Annotated in this window: 18 protein-coding genes; 8 read left to right on the top strand and 10 right to left on the bottom strand. The window is 58.0% G+C overall.

The window, feature by feature from the left end:
• Positions 1-21 precede the first annotated feature (21 nt).
• Positions 22-1,254: a polysaccharide biosynthesis GNAT family N-acetyltransferase UppA gene (uppA, locus tag ACQZ45_RS02910; protein ID WP_113291478.1), complete on the bottom strand. Its 1,233-nt coding sequence runs from the start codon at positions 1,252-1,254 to the stop codon at positions 22-24.
• Between the two features lie 98 nt (positions 1,255-1,352).
• The gene (locus ACQZ45_RS02905; protein WP_003512618.1) at positions 1,353-1,565 is read right to left on the bottom strand and encodes a DUF2842 domain-containing protein; all 213 of its coding nucleotides are present in this window, start codon (positions 1,563-1,565) and stop codon (positions 1,353-1,355) included.
• 227 nt (positions 1,566-1,792) lie between these two features.
• On the opposite strand from ACQZ45_RS02905, the gene ACQZ45_RS02900 reads away from it, so the two are divergent.
• Positions 1,793-2,911, top strand: coding sequence for a COX15/CtaA family protein (locus ACQZ45_RS02900; protein ID WP_113291479.1), 1,119 nt, complete (start codon positions 1,793-1,795; stop codon positions 2,909-2,911).
• A 6-nt stretch (positions 2,912-2,917) separates the two neighbouring features.
• Here the strand turns inward: ACQZ45_RS02900 and ACQZ45_RS02895 are convergent, their stop codons facing one another.
• From ACQZ45_RS02895 to ACQZ45_RS02870, 6 genes are all read right to left on the bottom strand, one after another.
• Entirely contained in the window at positions 2,918-3,763 is an 846-nt protein-coding gene (locus tag ACQZ45_RS02895; RefSeq protein ID WP_448742133.1) for an aminoglycoside phosphotransferase family protein, read from the bottom strand.
• Positions 3,764-3,773: 10 nt separating this feature from the next.
• On the bottom strand, positions 3,774-4,706 hold the full coding sequence (argC, locus tag ACQZ45_RS02890) for an N-acetyl-gamma-glutamyl-phosphate reductase (protein ID WP_019565461.1): 933 nt from the start codon (positions 4,704-4,706) through the stop codon (positions 3,774-3,776).
• Positions 4,707-4,777: 71 nt separating this feature from the next.
• Complete coding sequence (gene speB, locus ACQZ45_RS02885) at positions 4,778-5,731, bottom strand: agmatinase (RefSeq protein WP_113291481.1); 954 nt, start codon at positions 5,729-5,731, stop codon at positions 4,778-4,780.
• 131 nt (positions 5,732-5,862) lie between these two features.
• Complete coding sequence (gene rpsI, locus ACQZ45_RS02880) at positions 5,863-6,330, bottom strand: 30S ribosomal protein S9 (protein ID WP_003512631.1); 468 nt, start codon at positions 6,328-6,330, stop codon at positions 5,863-5,865.
• A gap of 2 nt (positions 6,331-6,332) precedes the next feature.
• Positions 6,333-6,797 carry a 50S ribosomal protein L13 gene (rplM, locus tag ACQZ45_RS02875; protein ID WP_003512633.1) on the bottom strand — a complete coding sequence of 155 codons (465 nt, stop codon included), beginning with the start codon at positions 6,795-6,797 and terminating at the stop codon, positions 6,333-6,335.
• Between the two features lie 249 nt (positions 6,798-7,046).
• Positions 7,047-7,883 carry an EamA family transporter gene (locus tag ACQZ45_RS02870; protein ID WP_003512635.1) on the bottom strand — a complete coding sequence of 279 codons (837 nt, stop codon included), beginning with the start codon at positions 7,881-7,883 and terminating at the stop codon, positions 7,047-7,049.
• A gap of 884 nt (positions 7,884-8,767) precedes the next feature.
• Here ACQZ45_RS02870 and ACQZ45_RS02865 point away from each other — a divergent pair.
• From ACQZ45_RS02865 to ACQZ45_RS02855, 3 genes are all read left to right on the top strand, one after another.
• Complete coding sequence (locus ACQZ45_RS02865; RefSeq protein WP_025593243.1) at positions 8,768-9,202, top strand: CoA-binding protein; 435 nt, start codon at positions 8,768-8,770, stop codon at positions 9,200-9,202.
• A gap of 73 nt (positions 9,203-9,275) precedes the next feature.
• Positions 9,276-10,559: an O-acetylhomoserine aminocarboxypropyltransferase gene (locus ACQZ45_RS02860; protein WP_003512640.1), complete on the top strand. Its 1,284-nt coding sequence runs from the start codon at positions 9,276-9,278 to the stop codon at positions 10,557-10,559.
• 15 nt (positions 10,560-10,574) lie between these two features.
• Positions 10,575-10,943, top strand: coding sequence for a cupin domain-containing protein (locus ACQZ45_RS02855; protein WP_003512641.1), 369 nt, complete (start codon positions 10,575-10,577; stop codon positions 10,941-10,943).
• 58 nt (positions 10,944-11,001) lie between these two features.
• Here the strand turns inward: ACQZ45_RS02855 and ACQZ45_RS02850 are convergent, their stop codons facing one another.
• Both ACQZ45_RS02850 and ACQZ45_RS02845 read right to left on the bottom strand, forming a co-directional pair.
• A complete protein-coding gene (locus ACQZ45_RS02850; protein WP_003512642.1) occupies positions 11,002-12,255 on the bottom strand; it encodes a cytochrome P450 in 1,254 nt (417 codons plus the stop codon).
• An 85-nt stretch (positions 12,256-12,340) separates the two neighbouring features.
• A complete protein-coding gene (locus ACQZ45_RS02845) occupies positions 12,341-13,588 on the bottom strand; it encodes a GGDEF domain-containing protein (protein ID WP_113291482.1) in 1,248 nt (415 codons plus the stop codon).
• Positions 13,589-14,043: 455 nt separating this feature from the next.
• Between ACQZ45_RS02845 and clpP the strand changes: the two genes are divergently transcribed.
• The 4 genes from clpP to hupB all read left to right on the top strand — a co-directional run bounded on the left by clpP (position 14,044) and on the right by hupB (position 19,639).
• A complete protein-coding gene (gene clpP, locus ACQZ45_RS02840) occupies positions 14,044-14,676 on the top strand; it encodes an ATP-dependent Clp endopeptidase proteolytic subunit ClpP (RefSeq protein WP_003496491.1) in 633 nt (210 codons plus the stop codon).
• Positions 14,677-14,967: 291 nt separating this feature from the next.
• Entirely contained in the window at positions 14,968-16,245 is a 1,278-nt protein-coding gene (gene clpX, locus ACQZ45_RS02835) for an ATP-dependent Clp protease ATP-binding subunit ClpX (RefSeq protein WP_003512644.1), read from the top strand.
• Positions 16,246-16,657: 412 nt separating this feature from the next.
• The gene (gene lon / locus ACQZ45_RS02830) at positions 16,658-19,075 is read left to right on the top strand and encodes an endopeptidase La (RefSeq protein WP_003512645.1); all 2,418 of its coding nucleotides are present in this window, start codon (positions 16,658-16,660) and stop codon (positions 19,073-19,075) included.
• Between the two features lie 288 nt (positions 19,076-19,363).
• Positions 19,364-19,639, top strand: a complete 276-nt coding sequence (hupB, locus tag ACQZ45_RS02825; RefSeq protein ID WP_003496481.1) for a DNA-binding protein HupB — start codon at positions 19,364-19,366, stop codon at positions 19,637-19,639.
• Positions 19,640-19,741 lie beyond the last annotated feature (102 nt).

Genomic DNA, 19,741 nt, shown 5'->3' with positions numbered 1-19,741 from the left:
GATGCCGCGGCCGATAACTGGTCAGTCGGCAGCGGGCGTTGCGTCCATGCTCGGCCGACCGGCGCGGAAACGCTGAATGAACGCATAGAGTGCCGGATTGGATTTGATCAGGCTCTTTGTCCGGGCAATAGCAACGTAGGCAGAGGCTGCCGCGCGGCCCTTCAACGTCACCGGCAGGAAAATATCATGCTGCACGGTGAAAAGCGGACACCAGCTGCGCTTGTAGGGCTGGTCACCGACGCCGAAATCGAAGATCGCCGCATTTTCACTGCAAGCCCGTTCGATCATTAGCCAGAACAGCAGCTCACCGGGGCTGATTTCCGCGAAGGTCTCATCGATAGAACCGAACTGGCAGATGATGTGATCCTGCTTGCGCGAAAGGCCGGATATGGCAGCGATGAAACCTTCATTTTGACCATGCAGACGAATGGCGTGTATTTCCAGAAGACTGTCTGTGCCGATCTCCGGAAAATTTGCGAGGTCATAGAAAAAGTCTTTTACCGATTGGTCGCGAAAAACATCCGGAATGCCCTGCGATGCGAACCGGGCTGCCTTCTGCCGGAAAAACGTCTGCAATAATTCGCACTTTTCCCGTGGCGAACGGGCGATCACATGGCTGTAACCACCCATTTCCTCGGCTCTCCGGCTCTGGATGCGGAATTTCTTCCGGCGCCTCTTGGCGTTGATCTGCCGAAGCGTGCTCTCAAAATTTGCCAGTAAGGGAATCTGGAAAGCCGGGTTCTGGTTTTCGACGGATGCCAGATGCGAGAGCGGGTTGGTCCTGCCACGCCAGATCAGCGGTATGTTCTGCAAGGCCAGAATATCCGCCTGGCCACGCAGCAGCTTTCGCGCTTCGCGGGCAATGGCTGCCGCCGTTTTGTGGCTGGCTGCTTCGGCGAAGGACCGGTCGAAAAGCCCGGTATTGATATTGTTGAAACGGCCGCCGGGAAAACGTGCCTTGCGGATGCCGCCTTCCAGAACGATTTCGAGCGGCAGCAGGAACACGGTCTTTCCGCTTTGCCTGCCGCGAATGATGAGGAGGGGTCTGTCCTGCGTGTGCGCCCAGATGGAGCACCAGCCGTAACCCTGATGCAGCGAATTGAGCGGGTCGCTCTCCAGCTGTTCCCAGTCGGCGCGGATAGTGGAGGCATCGTCGACGAGATCGATAGCCAGTCGATCGGCGCCGCGCCGCTCGTTTTGCACGGCGGCTGGTCCTTCACCCTCGCTGACTATGACCGGCGCTTCAGCCGCCATCCACGCTCTCCGGTTGTTTCGGTGAGACTATATCGTTGAGCGGCAAACAAGAGGTTTATAAAATTGCGACCTCTGGATGTCCCGTAGAAGGCAGGTGCCTATTCCTGTTTTTTGGAGCCGGCCATCCATTTGATGACCAGCATGGCGGGCAGTATCCACAAAAGCCCACTCAGCACGAAGTAGGCAAGATGCACCCACCATGGAGATTGCGCCAGCGTCGCCGACGCGATGGCCGTCGCCGCTACGGCGTAGATGACGACGAGGCAGATGATGACGATGGTGCCGATGAGCGATCTGAGGCGAGGGTGCATGAAATCTTCCGTAACCGAGCATGTATCCCAAAAGTGTCATCGGTTTTGGGGAAAAGACATGCGTAAAACAAAAAATCTAGATCGTCGTGGTGATTCGAAGCAGAGACAGGGCGATCTAGTGTCTGGCGCAATTATACCGCCGCGACCGGATGCCGCAAACCCCGAGGCCTTGTTTTGTGGTGCCGGTTGGGGCTAATCAACATGACTGTATGATGGAGACCTCAAAGATGCGTTCGAGCGGCATGACGATGGCAAATGGTTCTGCGGAAATGGTGGTGGAGGCTGCCCTGCAGAAACAGGAGAAGGATCGCCGCCTGCTGCGCATCTGGCTGCGCGTCGTTCTCTTCACGCTTTTCTGTCTCGTGCTTGTCGGCGGCGCCACGCGGCTGACCGAGTCTGGCCTGTCAATTACCGAATGGAAGCCCATCCACGGCGCCATCCCGCCGCTTTCCGTTGCCGAATGGGAAGAGGAATTCCAGCTCTACAAGCGTATTCCCCAATATCAGGAAATCAACCGGGGCATGTCGCTCGATGAGTTCAAGACGATCTTCTGGTGGGAGTGGGCGCATCGACTGCTTGCCCGCGCCATCGGCCTCATCTTCGCCCTGCCGCTCGCCTTCTTCTGGCTGACCGGCCGCATCGAAAGGCGCTTGCGCCTGCCGCTCATCGGCCTTCTGGGGCTTGGCGGCTTTCAGGGCTTCGTCGGCTGGTGGATGGTGTCTTCCGGCCTCGTCAACCGTACGGATGTCTCGCAATATCGCCTGGCAACGCATCTGACGATCGCGTGCCTGATCTTTGCGGGGTGCATGTGGATATTGCGCGGCCTGTCGCACCATTCGGCCGATGCTGCCAATGAAACGACCGGCCGCCGTTTTGCCGCGCTGCTGACATTCCTCTGTCTGTTCCAGATTTATCTCGGCGCGCTGGTGGCGGGGCTGAATGCCGGCCTGTCCTACAACACGTGGCCGCTGATGGACGGCTCCCTGCTGCCCGGCGATCTTTTCCTGCAACAGCCCTGGTGGATCAACTTGTTCGAAAACCCGAAGACGGTGCAGTTCGTCCACCGCCTCGGCGCCTATACGCTGTTTGCCGCCACGCTGTGGCATATGGTGTCCTTGGCTCGCGCCTTGCCCGGCACGCCGCATGCCCGCCGCGCCGTACTGTTCTTCGTGTTGATCTCCATTCAGGCGGCGCTCGGCATTACCACGCTTCTGATGCATGTGGACATTCATGTGGCGCTCGCCCATCAGGGCATGGCGCTGCTGGTACTTGGTTTTGCAGTCGCCCATTGGCGAGGCTTCCTCGGCGAATACCCGGCACCTGTCGCGGTTGAGATCAGGGACTGAAAACCCTTAAAATTGCTTCAGGACAGACTTGATGGTTGTCGCGACGGCCAGTTCGTCGTCGCGTTCGCGCATGTTGCCATCTTCCTCGTGCCATGCCGCCGAAAGGCAGCCGTAGGCGAACGCATATTGCAGAAGCACCCGTTCGTCCCGTTTGAGCGCTTTCGCAAAAATCGACGCCATGGAGGCGATGCGTGCCTCGCTGCGTGTCAGATCGAAGCGGTCGAGCGGATTGGAGAACATGTTGGCGACGTCGAGTGCTGCATCGCCGATCAGGCCTGCCGGGTCGATGATGATCCAGCCACGCGCACTGCGCATGATGTTTTCGTGATGCAGATCGCCGTGCAGCGGTCGAATATTGCTTTGGTGTCCGATAAGCTCCTCGGCAAGTGAAGCGGCTTCGATATAGGGGCTGTCGGTGCCTTCGCTGCGATCGTGCTCGGCTTTACGGAACAGACTTTCGAAATATTGCGGCAGCGTCAGCAGGCTTGCTGGTGGCGTCTGCGTTGAAGGCTGGTGATAGTGAAGGAGAACATCGGCGGCGATTGCGGTCGTGGCATCATCGTCGCCGTCGCGAAAAAGCACGTCGCGCAATGTCTCATTGCCGGCATGTTCCATGAGCAATATGTCGTCGGAGCGATCGAGCAGCTTCACGCAGCCGACACCTGCCCGCCATTCGATGAAATCCGCCCCGCGAAGGCTGTCTTTCAGAACCTTGTGTTTAAGTACCTTGGCGATGGCAAGGGAACCATTGCCAAGTCTGACTTCGTAAACCACCCCGGCCGGCGTATCGGCAATCTGTTTTGCGGCCTCGATATTCCACGAGGCCGGAAAAAGGGGGATAGTTAGGCTCACGCAGAAAGCCTCATGCCGAGAGCATCAGCTCCATGTTCTGGACAGCCGCACCCGATGCGCCCTTGCCGAGATTGTCGAGCAGCGCGACGAGATTGATGTGTTCGCCGCCCGGCGTGCCGAAGACGAACAGCTTCATCGTGTCCTTGCCCGCCAGTTCCTCGGCATCGATGCGGGACAGCCCCTTGCTTTCGGCAAGCGGAACGACGCTGACGATGTCCTGTCCGGCATAATGGGCGGTGAGCGCGGCATGCACGGTCTCGATGGTCGCGCCGTCCTTGAGGTCGGCGGCAAACAGCGGAACCTGCACGATCATGCCCTGCGGGAAGCGCCCGACGGAGGGTGCAAACAGCGGGGCGCGGTCCAACTGGCCGTGAATGGTCATTTCCGGCACGTGCTTGTGTGCAAGCGTCAGGCCATAGAGGAAGTTGTTGGCACTGATCGCATCGTCCCTGCTCTGATCTTCCATCTGCGCGATCATCTGCTTGCCGCCGCCGGTATATCCGGACACGGCGTTGACGCTGACGGGATAACCATCGGGCAGAATGCCGGCGGCGCGCAGCGGACGCAGAAGGCCGATCGCACCGGTCGGGTAGCAGCCCGGATTGGCGACGAAGCGGGCGGAACGAACCTTTTCGCCCTGTTCCTTGTCCATTTCGGCAAAACCGTAAGCCCAGTCCTTATGGATACGATAGGCGGTCGAGGTGTCGATGATGCGGACATTGTTGTTGCCTGCCACCATGGTGACAGCTTCTCTGGAAGCATCATCCGGCAGGCAGAGAATCGAAATGTCGGCGTTGTTGAGCATGTCCTCGCGGATAGCGGCGTTGCGGCGCTCTGCTTCGGGAATGGACAGCAACTCGATATCGCGGCGACCAGCAAGGCGCGTGCGGATCTGCAGACCCGTTGTGCCGTGTTCGCCATCGATGAAGATCTTCGCTGTCATGTCCTTGTCCTGACTTTTCAGAGGGTTGCGAGTGTAATCGGATTCAGTTTGCTAAGCGCCCGGGCGTCGGTTCAGCCGGCCTTCGCCAGCCGTTCGGCGCGCAGGCCAAGCATATACATTGCAACGGTCGCTCCGGCAATGGCAGTGATATCAGCATGGTCGTAAGCGGGCGCGACCTCCACCACGTCGGAGCCGCGAATATCGAGCTGGCCGAGTCCGCGAAGGACGGACAATATCTTGGCGCTTGTCGGCCCACCGGCCACAGGCGTACCGGTTCCGGGCGCAAAGGCTGGATCGAGGCAATCGATATCGAAGGTCAGATAAGTGGGCATGCCTGCCGTGTGCTTGATGATCAGCGAGGCCATATCGCTCGCCCGCATCTCCTCCACCTCGTAACCGTGGAGAATGCGGATGCCGAAATCCTCAGGCGCATGGGTGCGAATGCCGATCTGGATGGAACGATCGGCATCGATCAGACCATCGCGCACGGCGCGTGCCACGAAGGAACCATGGTCAATGCGTTTGCCGTCGTCGAACCAGGTATCCTGATGCGCATCGAAATGCACCAGCGCCAGCGGGCCGTGCTTTGCCACATGCGCCTTCAGCAGCGGCCAGGTGATGAAATGGTCGCCGCCGAGCGTTAGCAGATAATCCGTCTTGGAGATGATCTTGCGCGCTTCCTTTTCGATTGTATCAGGCGTTTTCCAGTGATTGCCGTAGTCGAGCAGGCAGTCGCCATAATCGATGGTCGGCATATGGGCGAAAAGATCGCGGGCGAAGGGATATTGCGGGTCGTTGTCGAAAATCGCGGAGGCGCGGCGGATCGCCTGCGGCCCGAAGCGTGCACCCGGCCTGTTGGATGTCGCTGCATCGAAGGGGACACCCCAGACGGCCGTCGATACGCCCTTGAGGATTTTGGTATATTTGCGCCGCATGAAGGAGAGGACGCCCGCATGGGTCGGGTCGGTCGCAGCCGATGTCAGCGTTGCTGCGGTGAAGGCATGGTCGATGGTTTTTGATGGCATTGATCACCCCATTGCGGTTTGCGCTGAGGGTGCTGTCTTCTCGCCGAAAAAACAAGGAGGATGGCAATGAAAAAAGGCGGAGCCGAAGCCCCGCCTTTTCGAAGTTTTGAACGAACGGTTCCGAGAAGCGATTAGCGCTTGGAGAACTGGAACGAACGGCGGGCCTTGGCCTTACCGTACTTCTTACGTTCGACAACGCGGCTGTCGCGGGTCAGGAAGCCACCCTTCTTCAGAACGGCGCGCAGGCCAGGTTCGAAGTAGGTGAGGGCCTTGGACAGACCGTGACGAACGGCACCGGCCTGACCGGACAGACCACCACCGGCAACGGTAGCGATGATGTCGAACTGGCCCGTGCGTGCAACGGCAACGATCGGCTGCTGAAGGATCATCTGCAGAACCGGACGTGCGAAATACGTGGTGAAATCGCGGCCGTTGATGATGATCTTGCCAGAACCCGGCTTTACCCATACGCGGGCAACGGCGTTCTTGCGCTTGCCGGTCGCGTAGGAGCGGCCGAGAGTGTCAACCTTGCGGACGTGCACGGGAGCAGAAGCTTCCGATGCAGGGGCGAGGTCTTTCAGAGAGGAAAGATCGGCCATTATCAGGCGCTCCTTACGTTCTTCTTGTTGAGCACGGCTACGTCGAGAACGACGGGCTGCTGTGCTTCGTGCGGGTGGTTCGAGCCGGCGTAAACGCGCAGGTTCTTCATCTGACGACGGCCGAGCGGGCCGCGCGGGATCATGCGCTCGACGGCCTTTTCAACGACGCGCTCCGGGAAGCGACCTTCGATGATCTGGCGAGCCGTACGCTCCTTGATGCCACCCGGGTGACCGGTGTGCCAGTAGTACTTCTTGTCGGCGTACTTGTTGCCGGTGAAGGCAATCTTTTCCGCGTTGATGACGATGACGTTGTCGCCATCATCGACGTGGGGGGTGTAGGTGGCCTTGTGCTTGCCGCGCAGGCGGGTTGCAATGATGGTGGCGAGGCGACCAACAACGAGGCCTTCGGCGTCGATGATGACCCACTTCTTCTCCACCTCAGCAGGCTTCTGAACGAAAGTAGACATGGATTTCACTTTCTAACGTGGACCCGTCATGCTCTTTAAGTAAGAGCATACGGGCGTTTCTTGTTGCTTGGTTTGGTCACCCGAAGGCGACCACAAATGACCATATTCCCTTTGGAATCCGATCTGGCGCGCTTATACGGTGTGCTGGATGAAGCGTCAATATGACGGATTTTGCTGACCGTAAAAATAAATCAATAAAAACAACGGTTTGTTTATGTGGTATTATTTTACCCCATAGATTTACCTGTTTCATCCCAGCCGCATGACCAGAACACCCGCTGCGATGATGCCGCCAGCGAGATAACGCCAGACGCTGGCGCGTTCTTTGAGGATGACGACGGAGATCACCAGCGCAAACAGAATTGAGGTTTCGCGCAGCGCCGCGACGACGGCGACGGGGGCCTTGGTCATGGCGTAGAGCGCCAGCCCGTAGGAGAGGATGGAGCCGCCGCCGCCGATCAGGCCGCGCCACCAGTTTCGCTGCACATGCTGCGTAACCGCGCTTACGCCGCGCTGGTAAAATGCGAAACCAAAGAGGAGTACGGGCGGCAGAAGCGACATCCACAGCGTATAGGAAATCGCATTGCCGGAAAGCCTTGCGCCGACACCATCAACGAAGGTGTAGGATGCAATTACGAAGGCGTTGATGAGCGCGACAATGATCGCCTTTCCGCCGCCGCGCCGCGCCTCGAAGGCAAGCGTCAGGATGCCGCCGGAAATGATGGCAATCCCGGCAAGCGCAAGCGGGCTTAAAATCTCGCTGAGAAAAAGGCTGCTCGTCGCTGCGACGATCAGCGGCGCCACGCCACGCATGACGGGATAGACGAGGCCGATATCGCCGATCGTATAGGCGGCGGCGACTAGCCGGAAATAGGCAAATTGCAGAACGGCCGAGGCGATGAGAAAGGGAATGGCCACCGGCGCAGGAAACGGCAGGAAGGGCAGGAAGGGTAAAGAACAAGCTGCGGCGCCCGCCGCGATCAGCGAGGCGTCCAGCGACTTGTCGGATCCGGATTTTACCAGCGCATTCCATCCGGCATGCAATATCGCGCCCAGAAGCACCAGAATTAGAATGTCAAATGTCACGATAGAGACTCGCTCATGGGCTATTCTAGGCAACCTACAGCATCGGCTTGAAAACCGGAATCCATTTTCCGTGGTGGCTGTGGGAGACGCAAATCCTCCTGTCGTAAGCGGTTGCTTCTTTGCGGATTATGACGCGTGTCAAGTTTCGGGTTTGTGCGTGTTGCGGGATGGAGTGGGTAACTGTGCGAGAGGCGATATACGGCCGTGCTCACGATTTCATCAGCAGGACATACGCGCCTATGCCGGATGCACAGCTTATGGTTTTGCTGTGGAACGTGTTTTTCGCAAAAATGCGACCGATTGCGGCGATTATTCCTGCTCGAAATTGCCCATATCCAGAAGATGAAACTGTATCAATCAAGCGAGCACATGCAGGCTAAAAATGAAAAGAAGTTTCAATTCATTACTGAATGGCCGGCTACAACGTTACAGTTTTACCTATAACTTGATTTACAGAATAACTTTCTGAAAATTAGATACGCCTAATGCATCGGTGAACGGAATGAAAACAAACAGGAGACGAAGGGCGCATAAGATGCACGCAAATGTTGTTTCAGCAAATGTTCATCGAAATGTATGCTTTTGAAAAACTGGATAAAAATACTCAGCACAACGCCGCTTAAGGTGTTTTTGTGAAATCATTTTGCGCGAACCTAGGTATACTTTCGTGACATCACGAGCCCGGCTTGTTCAATATTTTCATTCGAGCAGGGGTTCAAGAGAAGGATGAGGGTTCCTAGATCTAGGAAAGCGGCCGCAAAAAAGCGGTGCGAAAAGCTCGTCCGCGGATTTATGCGGGAGAGGCAATTCTCGCTGGGCCATTGAGCGTCGAGCCGGCGCTTGAGGTCCTTGAACCGCGCGATATGGCAGAGGGAAAAGTTGACATGCAGCATGATACCTATGAACCGGATTACCTCAGAAAAATTCTGACGGATGTCAGGACCATCGCCCTGCTTGGCGCCTCTCCCAATCCGGATCGGCCGAGCCACGGCGTCATGCGCTTTCTGCTGTCCAAGGGTTACCGCGTGTTTCCGGTCAATCCCGGTCAGGCGGGCAAGGAGATATTGGGGCAAAAAGTGTATGCGCGGCTTGCCGACATTCCCGAGCCCGTTGATATGGTCGATGTGTTCCGGGCGCCGGAATATTTGTCGGCAATTGTCGAAGAGGCGATATTGCTGCCGCAGCGGCCATCGGTGATCTGGGGCCAGCTTTCGGTCAGAGACGACAATGCGGCGGCCAAGGCCGAGGCCTACGGCATGAACGTGGTGATGGACCGTTGCCCCGCAATTGAGTATCCGCGTCTCAATATTGTGCGATAGTTGGTACGGATTGGACTTATCATTTGGCGGCAAGGCATTATGATCCCTCCAAAATATCATTGGAGGAAACATCATGCCGAGCAGCAATCCCGGGTTCTCAACGTTGGCCGTGCACGCGGGCGCACAGCCCGATCCGACCACCGGTGCGCGCGCGACGCCGATCTACCAGACAACGGCCTATGCCTTCCGTGACGCCGATCACGCCGCCGCGCTGTTCGGATTAAAAGAGTTCGGCAATATCTACACGCGCATCATGAACCCAACCCAGGCGGTTCTGGAGGAGCGTGTCGCAGCGCTTGAAGGCGGCACGGCGGCACTTGCCGTTGCATCCGGTCACGCCGCGCAATTGCTGGTCTTCCACACATTGCTGCAACACGGCGACAATTTCGTCGCGGCACGCCAGCTTTATGGCGGCTCCATCAACCAGTTCGGCCACGCCTTCAAGGGTTTCGACTGGCAGGTGCGCTGGGCCGATGCGGCTGATCCGGCCACTTTCGAACGGCAGATCGACGACCGCACACGCGCGATCTTCATCGAAAGCCTGGCCAACCCGGGCGGCACATTCGTGGATATCGCCGCGATTGCCGATGTCGCTCATCGTCACGGCCTGCCGCTCATCGTCGACAACACCATGGCAAGCCCCTATTTGTTGCGGCCGCTGGAACATGGCGCGGATATCGTATTGCATTCGTTGACGAAATTCCTCGGCGGCCATGGCAATTCCATGGGTGGCATCATCGTCGATGGCGGCACTTTCGACTGGTCGGCCACGGATAAATATCCGTCGCTGTCGCAGCCCCGCCCAGAATATTCCGGCGTCGTGCTGCACCAGACCTTCGGCAATTTCGCCTTCGCGATTGCCTGCCGCGTTCTTGGCTTACGCGATCTCGGCCCTGCGATCTCACCCTTCAATGCCTTCCTCATCCTCACGGGCATAGAGACCCTGCCGCTGCGCGTTCAGCGCCACTCCGACAATGCGCTGGCCGTCGCCAAATGGCTGAAAGCGCACCCCAAGGTGGGCTGGGTGCATTATGCCGGGCTGGAGGACAGCGACAACTACGCAATCCAGCAGCATTATTCGCCAAAGGGCGCTGGTTCCGTCTTCACCTTCGGCATCAAGGGCGGTTATGCCGCCGGCAAGGCGCTGGTGGAAGGTCTGCAACTCTTCTCCCATCTCGCCAATATCGGCGATACACGCTCTCTCGTCATCCACCCGGCTTCCACGACACATGCGCAGCTGACACCGGAACAGCAGACGGCGGCGGGTGCCGGACCGGATGTGGTGCGCCTCTCGATCGGCATCGAGGATGTCAAGGACATCATCGCCGATCTCGAACAATCGCTTGCGAAGCTCTGAGAGACCGGGGTCGTCATGACGAATTTTCTCGCATTCGAAGATACACGAACCGCTACGGCCAGTGATGTCGAGGCGGAGGTGGAGCACAGTGCACCCGCACCGGAAAGGCTGATTTCCGGCGACCCCAAATTCACCACGTGGAATCTGGAGGAAGCGCCCGGTGGCATCTATGCCGGCATCTGGCAGTCGACGCCCGGCAAATGGCGGGTGGTCTATGACGAATGGGAATATTTTAACATTCTCGAGGGTCACTCGATCCTGACGGAGGATGGCGGATCCCCGCGCGACCTGAAACCGGGCGACAGGCTGGTCCTGCGGCCGGGCTTCAAGGGAACCTGGGAGGTCGTCGAAACGACCCGCAAGGATTATGTCATCCGGTTGTAGGAGCCGGATGATTTCTATTGGTCCACCGCCGGGATAAAGGTTGTTCCCGGCGTGGCTGTCACCAGCTGAGATCGAGCCGTTCCAGACCATGGAAGTGATAGACGTCCTTGACCTTGGGTGGCTCGGCAATCTTCAGGCCCGGCAGTCGCTTGAAAAGCAGAGGCAAGGCTAGGTTCAGCTCCAGTCTTGCCAGCGGCGCGCCAATGCAGAAATGGATGCCGGCTCCGAAGGAGACGTTGGCGCCTTCGTTTCGGTCCGGCCTGAATGCCAGGGGATCGGAAAACTTGGCCGGATCGAGATTGGCGGCCGCCAGAATGAGGCTGACCTTGTCGCCGCGTTTGAATTCCACGCCGTCGATCTCGACCGGCTCCAGAACCCAGCGCTGGAAAATATGGACGGGCGCGCAGATACGCAGCGTTTCTTCCACCGTGCGTTCCGTTACCGTCTCGTCGTGGAAAAGTGTGTCGGGCGAGATGCCGCTTTCCAGAATGATGCGCACGGAATTGCCGATCTGGTGCACCGTCGCCTCGTGCCCGGCGTTCAACAGAACGATGGTGGTCGAGATCAGCTCGTCGTCGGTCAGATACTGGCCCTTGTGCTCCGTATGGATCATGTGGCTCAGCAGATCGTCTTTCGGCTCTGCCCGGCGCTCCGCGATCACACTGCGCACATAGTCTGAAAACTCATGTGCGGCCCTGTCGGCCAGAAGCTCGTCCTCGGGCGTGCGCTTGAACATGTACATGCCGACATAGGCATGTGACCATTTCAGAAGCTGCGGCCCCATTTCCTCGGGAATGCCGATCATGCGCGCGATCATCGTGACCGGGATGATATCGGCATAGGAAGAGAGCAGTTCCGTCTCGCCGTTTCCTTCAAAGGCGTCGATCAGCCGGTTGGCGAGTTCCTCGATTTCCGGCTTCATCTTGTCGACATGCCGCGAAACGAAAGCGCGGTTGATGAGGGTGCGCAGCCGTGTGTGTTCCGGCGGCTCCAGCTCCAGAAGCGAGTGCTGCTCTGCGGCGTCGAAATGCTTCACATGCTCGAGCGGCTCTGCCAGACCGATCTCCTCGCGGCTCGCAACATGCAGGATCTGCCGTCCGAACCGGCGGTCGCGCAGGAGGGCGCTGACATGGTCGTATTCGGTGAAAAACCACTGCCGCTGCTCTTCCCAATAGAAAGTGGGACATTGGGCATGCAGGGCAGCGTAGACCGGGTTCGGGTCGTTGTAGAAAGCCGGATTGCGTGCATCGAGTGAAACACGACGCGTGGCGGGATCGATTTTGAGAAAGGGAAATGTCGCTGTCATGTCCATGGTTTATTCCGCGCGCCGCACTTTGGGAAGGGCGTGAAAATGCCGTTCCATGTGTTTATCCGCATGTCACTGTGTGGTTACTTTGTCACCGGTTGGCGATGGCCGCTATCCGGTTCAGCGCCGCAACCTGCCGGTTGGCATTGTTGTCCATCGGGTTTTCGTTCCGGTCCGGAGAGGGGACGACAACATTGGCTGAATTGACGTGGATCACGGTCCGGTTGCGGCCGGCCTTCTTGGCCGCGTAAAGCGCGCGGTCGGCCTCCGTCATCATCACGCTCAGATCCGCATCCTTGATCATGGCTTCGGATATGCCGACGCTGGTCGTGACCTCGATGTTTTCGCCGCGTGCGCTGATCTTCGAAAGGCGCAGGTTGCTGCGGATGGCTTCCGCAAGCGTCACGGTGCTGGAGGGGCTTTCCACTTCGGCGACGAGCGCGAATTCTTCTCCGCCCATCCTGACGAACAGGCCGCGCTCACCGATGATCCGCTGCGCCATATTGCAAAAATGCACAAGCACCGCGTCTCCCGACTGATGGCCGTATTTGTCGTTGATCTTCTTGAAATGGTCGATGTCGAACAGCGCCAGCGCCACGTAACGGCTGGAGCCGGGCGACCTTTTTTTGATGTGTTCGAACTCTTCAAGCAGCCCTCGCCGGTTGAGGACGCCGGTCAGGTGGTCGGTCATGGCCAGCCGGTGCAGGCGGGTTTCCGTGTCTTCCATGATAATCTTGGCGCTCATCATGACGATGATGGTAAAGCCGAGAATGCCTGAAAAGGCGAGCGCTGCCGTCAGCGGAATGGCGTTGGGGGCGGCGGCGTTGACGGGAATGACGATGGACGCCACGAGCGCGCCGCAAAATGCCTGCAAGATGAAGGTGGCCGCCAGCACTTTGCGGCTGAATGACGAGCGTGCCTTGCTGGCCAGAAGAATGCCGGCCAGCATGAAATAACCGGTGGCGGCACAGATGTGATAGAGCAGGATGCGCGGGACCATGTTTTCGCGTACGGGGCCGATCAGCATGCCCGCCACCCATAACAGCGGCGGAATGGCGATCCAGCCGGCGGTCTTGCGCCGTTCGAAGGACAGGAGACCGGCGAGCCAGAAACTGAAGGCCGAAAGGGCAAGCGTATTGCCGACTTCGATCGACAGGAAGTTGGGAATATCGCCGCGCAGCGCCACCATCACCGTGCCGGCGCTCGTGGCGGCAAAACCGGCGGCGAAATAGATATTGTGCCGGCGGGCAGGGCGGTGCAGCCACAGGGTTCCCAGCAGCAGGGCAAGGGTCAGCGTTTCCGACGCCCAAAGCAGCATGCCCGTCTTTGCATCCAGCATTGCAAAATCCTATCTGCGCTATCATGCCGTAAAAGCGGTTCGCGGCACGATGTGCGCAATGCCCGCCGAATTGGTGGAGATGCCATTTCGCCTCAAAAGAGGCTCCCGCCCCCTGACGGGAAACCGGAAATTCGCGGTCGTAGTATCAGCCGCAAATACCTAACGAGTTCTTGCCAGTGAGAAGTTATATCTGGGCAACACACCGGTTTTTGCGTTTGCGGTTTGCTCCTGTTAAAAAATAATGAGTGCGACAGAGAATGGTCCGGTTGGCATCGGCTTGTCCATAGCCGTTACCCCGCGGGTGGAAAACGCCCGTAAACGCTGTTGAGCCGTTAAGGATATGCGGCTTCGTGTCTTGAAGTACCGGGCAGGGACACTCTATGTAGGGAGAACGAAGGTTAGAAGTGATTCCGGAGCGGTTTTCCGCGAAGGGCAGAGTTTGACAAAGGACGGACATGAAAAATCCAGTTGATACCGCCATGGCTCTGGTGCCGATGGTCGTAGAGCAGACCAATCGCGGCGAACGCTCCTATGACATATTTTCCCGTCTTCTCAAGGAACGCATCATTTTCCTCACCGGACCGGTGGAAGACCAGATGGCCTCGCTCGTCTGCGCGCAGCTGCTTTTCCTCGAGGCTGAAAACCCGAAGAAGGAAATCGCGCTCTACATCAATTCGCCGGGTGGCGTGGTGACCGCCGGCATGGCGATCTACGATACGATGCAGTTCATCCGCCCTGCCGTTTCGACGCTTTGCGTCGGCCAGGCCGCATCCATGGGCTCGCTGCTTCTGGCCGCTGGCGAAAAGGGAATGCGTTTCGCAACTCCGAACGCCCGCATCATGGTGCATCAGCCCTCCGGCGGCTTCCAGGGGCAGGCTTCGGATATCGAGCGTCACGCCCGCGACATCATCAAAATGAAGCGTCGCCTTAATGAAGTCTACGTGAAGCACACCGGCCGTACGCTGGAAGAGGTTGAAAAAACCCTTGATCGCGACCACTTCATGGATGCCGACGAGGCCAAGGACTGGGGTGTGATCGACAAGATCCTCACCTCGCGCCAGGAAATGGAAGGCGCCGCCGCGAATTAAGGCGCGACGCTTTTTGACGGTTGTTTAACCCCGCAAAGTAATTTCGGGGCTTTCAACCGCAACAGAAAGCGATATTAGTATATATAAAGGCTGTGTTGAATTTTTATGACGTGGCCTTTGGTTTGATGGGGAATTCGTTGCAGCCGGTTGTCAGCTCATGTATCTGATACCGGTTAGTACCCCGGGAAACGAGGCGGATACGGCGATGCACCCAAGGGCGGCCGTATCGGCGGGCGGTAAGTTGACCGCGATCCGTTTAGCGGACCTGCGGCGTGCTGGAAGGAAAGTGATATGAGCAAAGTCAGCGGCAGCAACGGCGGCGACTCTAAGAATACACTCTATTGTTCATTCTGCGGCAAGAGCCAGCACGAAGTCCGGAAACTCATTGCCGGACCGACGGTATTCATCTGCGATGAATGCGTCGAATTGTGCATGGACATCATCCGCGAGGAGAACAAGACGTCGATGGTGAAGTCGCGCGAGGGTGTTCCCACCCCGCAGGACATCATCAAGATCCTCGACGAATACGTCATCGGCCAGAAGCAGGCGAAAAAGATCCTGTCGGTGGCCGTTCACAACCATTACAAGCGCCTCGCGCACGCCTCCAAGAATGGCGATGTCGAGCTTGCGAAGTCGAACATCATGCTCGTCGGTCCGACGGGTTGCGGCAAGACCTATCTTGCCCAGACGCTCGCCCGCATCATCGACGTTCCCTTCACAATGGCAGACGCAACGACGCTGACCGAAGCCGGTTATGTCGGCGAGGACGTGGAAAACATCATCCTGAAGCTGTTGCAGGCTGCGGATTACAATGTCGAGCGCGCCCAGCGCGGCATCGTCTATATCGACGAAGTCGACAAGATCTCCCGCAAGTCGGATAACCCGTCCATCACGCGTGACGTGTCGGGCGAGGGCGTTCAGCAGGCGCTTCTGAAGATCATGGAAGGCACGGTCGCTTCCGTTCCGCCGCAGGGCGGCCGTAAGCATCCGCAGCAGGAATTCCTGCAGGTGGATACGACCAACATCCTGTTCATCTGCGGCGGCGCGTTTGCCGGCCTGGACAAGATCATCTCGGCCAGGGGCGAAAAGACCTCGATTGGCTTCGGTGCGACCGTCAAGGCGGAAGACGATCGCCGCGTTGGCGAGGTGCTTCGCGAACTGGAGCCGGAAGATCTGGTGAAATTCGGTCTTATTCCGGAATTCATCGGCCGTCTGCCGGTTCTGGCTACGCTGGAGGACCTTGACGAGGATGCGCTGATCCAGATCCTGTCCGAGCCGAAGAACGCGCTGGTCAAGCAGTATCAGCGTCTGTTCGAGATGGAAGATGTGGAACTGACCTTCCACGAGGACGCGTTGCGCGAGATTGCCCGCCGGGCGATTACCCGCAAGACGGGTGCCCGCGGTTTGCGCTCGATCATGGAAAAGATCCTTCTGGATACCATGTTCGAACTGCCGACGTTGGAAGGCGTGCGCGAAGTGGTGATCTCCAACGATGTCGTCAGCGGCATCGCTCGCCCGCTCTACATCTATGCGGATCGTCAGGAAGAGAAGGCCAATGTTTCGGCTTGATTGACCGATCCGACGCTTTGATGAATTCAAAAGGCCCGCACTCGTGCGGGCCTTTTCTGTTGTGGCAGGTGCGAAACTTGCCGCTAACTTGGAGTAACCCGATTTTGCGTTTGGAGCGGATTGCGCTTTGCTGATAAAGTCTTAAAACTGATTTGCAGCGCGATATGACGGAAATGTGAATTACCGTCGGCGACCCGGTTCCTGATCCTGTGGGATAACCGGAAATGTCGGGAGTAATAGCCGGCGCTGTATTTGTTTGAATTTTACGGCCGTGCCGTTGCGCGGGGTCGTCTCTTCCGGTGACTTGAAATCGGCGTTCCGAAACTCCACTTTCAGTCTCGAGAAATGAATATGCCGGACGCCCCAAGACGTCAGGCAAAGTGTCCTGAAAGGGACCATGAAAGGAAATGATATGACGAACATCACGTCTGCGGCATCCGGCGGTATCTATCCGGTACTTCCCCTGCGCGACATTGTCGTTTTCCCGCATATGATCGTTCCCCTGTTCGTCGGGCGGGAAAAATCCATTCGCGCTCTCGAAGAGGTCATGGGCTCGGACAAGCAGATCATGCTTGTTACCCAGATCAACGCCAGCGATGACGATCCGTCCCCGGAAGCCATCCACAAGGTCGGCACGGTCGCTAACGTTCTCCAGCTTCTGAAGCTGCCCGACGGCACCGTGAAGGTGCTTGTGGAAGGCAAGGGCCGCGCCCAGATCGAGGCCTATACCGACCGCGAGGATTTCTACGAAGCGTCTGCGACGCCGCTGCAGGAGCCTGCGGAAGACCCGGTTGAGATCGAGGCGCTGTCGCGTTCCGTCGTTTCGGAGTTCGAGAGCTATGTGAAGCTCAACAAGAAGATTTCGCCCGAGGTTGTCGGCGCTGCCGGCCAGATCGACGATTATTCGAAGCTGGCCGACACGGTTGCTTCGCACCTGTCGATCAAGATCACCGAAAAGCAGGAAATGCTGGAAACCGTCAGCGTGAAGCAGCGGCTTGAAAAAGCGCTCGGCTTCATGGAAGGCGAAATTTCCGTGCTTCAGGTCGAGAAGCGTATCCGCTCGCGCGTCAAGCGCCAGATGGAGAAGACGCAGCGCGAATATTATCTGAACGAACAGATGAAGGCGATCCAGAAGGAGCTCGGCGACGGCGAGGACGGCCGTGACGAGATGGCCGAACTGGAAGAGCGCATTGCCAAGACCAAGCTTTCCAAGGAGGCCAAGGATAAGGCCGAGGCGGAAATGAAGAAGCTTCGCCAGATGAGCCCGATGTCTGCGGAAGCGACTGTCGTGCGCAACTATCTGGACTGGCTGCTCAGCCTGCCCTGGGGCAAGAAGTCGAAGGTCAAGGTTGATCTCAACAGCGCCGAGGCGGTCCTCGATCAGGATCATTTCGGTCTGGACAAGGTCAAGGAACGCATCGTTGAATATCTGGCCGTGCAGGCTCGCGCTTCGAAGATCCGTGGCCCGATCCTGTGCCTCGTCGGTCCTCCCGGCGTCGGCAAGACTTCGCTCGCCAAGTCGATCGCCAAGGCGACCGGCCGCGAATATGTGCGTATGGCGCTGGGTGGTGTGCGTGATGAGGCGGAAATCCGCGGTCACCGCCGTACCTATATCGGCTCCATGCCGGGCAAGATCGTTCAGTCGATGAAGAAGGCCAAGAAGTCCAATCCGCTCTTCCTGCTCGACGAGATCGACAAGATGGGCATGGATTTCCGTGGCGATCCGTCTTCCGCACTGCTGGAGGTGCTCGATCCGGAACAGAACTCCACCTTCATGGACCACTATCTTGAAGTGGAATACGACCTGTCCGACGTGATGTTCGTGACCACGGCCAACACGCTGAACATTCCAGGTCCCCTGATGGACCGTATGGAAGTGATCCGCATCGCCGGTTACACGGAGGACGAAAAGCGCGAAATCGCCAAGCGTCACCTGCTGCCGAAGGCGATCAAGGAACATGCCCTGCGTCCGGAAGAGTTCTCGGTCAGCGATGACGCTCTGATGATCGTGATCCAGCAGTACACCCGCGAGGCGGGCGTGCGCAGCTTCGAGCGCGAGCTGATGAAGCTTGCACGAAAGGCCGTGACCGAGATCATCAAGGGCAAGGTCAAGTCCGTGGAAGTCACCGCAGCCAATGTCCCGGATTATCTGGGCGTTCCGCGGTTCCGCCACGGCGAGGCAGAGCGTGAGGATCAGGTTGGTGTCGTCACCGGTCTGGCATGGACGGAAGTTGGCGGTGAGTTGCTCACCATCGAAGGCGTGATGATGCCGGGCAAGGGCCGCATGACGGTCACCGGCAACCTCAAGGAAGTGATGAAGGAATCCATTTCGGCAGCGGCATCTTATGTCCGCTCGCGCGCCGTGGACTTCGGCATCGAACCGCCGCGTTTCGACAAGAGCGACATTCACGTTCACGTTCCGGAAGGGGCTACCCCGAAGGATGGACCGTCTGCCGGTGTTGCCATGGCAACCGCCATCGTCTCCATCATGACCGGTATCCCGGTCTCCAAGGATGTGGCGATGACGGGCGAGATCACGCTTCGTGGTCGCGTGCTGCCAATCGGCGGCCTGAAGGAAAAGCTGCTTGCGGCGCTTCGCGGCGGCATCAAGAAGGTGCTCATCCCGGAAGAAAACGCCAAGGACCTGGCGGATATTCCTGATAATGTGAAGAACGAGATGGAGATCATCCCGGTTTCTCGCATGGGTGAGGTCATCAAGCACGCGCTGCTTCGCATGCCCGAGCCAATCGAGTGGGACGGCAGCATCGAAACGCCTGTTATCGCAACTGTCGACGGTGTCGACGAGGGCGGACAGACGATCGCACATTGATTGCCACATCGTTGTGAAAGCCAGAATCGGTTTTCGCGACACCTGTGCATAGATTCAATGTGTTAGATGCCGAAAGGCGCGATGCTTCTTTGATGCTCGCAGAACTGGTGCGAAATTGGCACGTTTAAGGGAAAGGCCGGCAGAAATGTCGGCCTTTTTTGTGAAAAACCCCGCAGACCCCTTGTTTTTCAGGCGATTCCAGCGCTTTTGAGTTGCTGCGCGCGGATACAGACGTATTCTGCGCCGGCTTAATTTGAGTCGTTTCAAACCATTGAAAGGGGTGGAAACATGAACAAGAACGAGCTCGTCTCTGCTGTTGCCGAAAAGGCTGGTCTCACGAAGGCAGATGCTGCTTCCGCTGTTGATGCCGTATTCGAAACCGTACAGAACGAACTGAAGAGCGGTGGCGACATCCGTCTCGCTGGCTTCGGCAGCTTCTCCGTAAGCCGTCGTGAAGCCTCCAAGGGTCGTAACCCTTCCACGGGTGCTGAAGTCGATATCCCGGCTCGCAACGTACCGAAGTTTTCCGCAGGCAAGGGCCTGAAGGACGCCGTCAACTCGTAAGGTTTCCGAAAGGCCGTGACGTCCGGCGGCGGGCGGGCGGCTTTTCAGGTTCACGAGGAAACATGTTTTGACGCCCTGACGCCATCATGCCGGCACGTAAAC

The sequence above is a fragment of the Agrobacterium sp. 16-2014-1-2a genome, from assembly GCF_053522705.1.
This window is presented reverse-complemented; position numbering and strand designations above follow the sequence as displayed.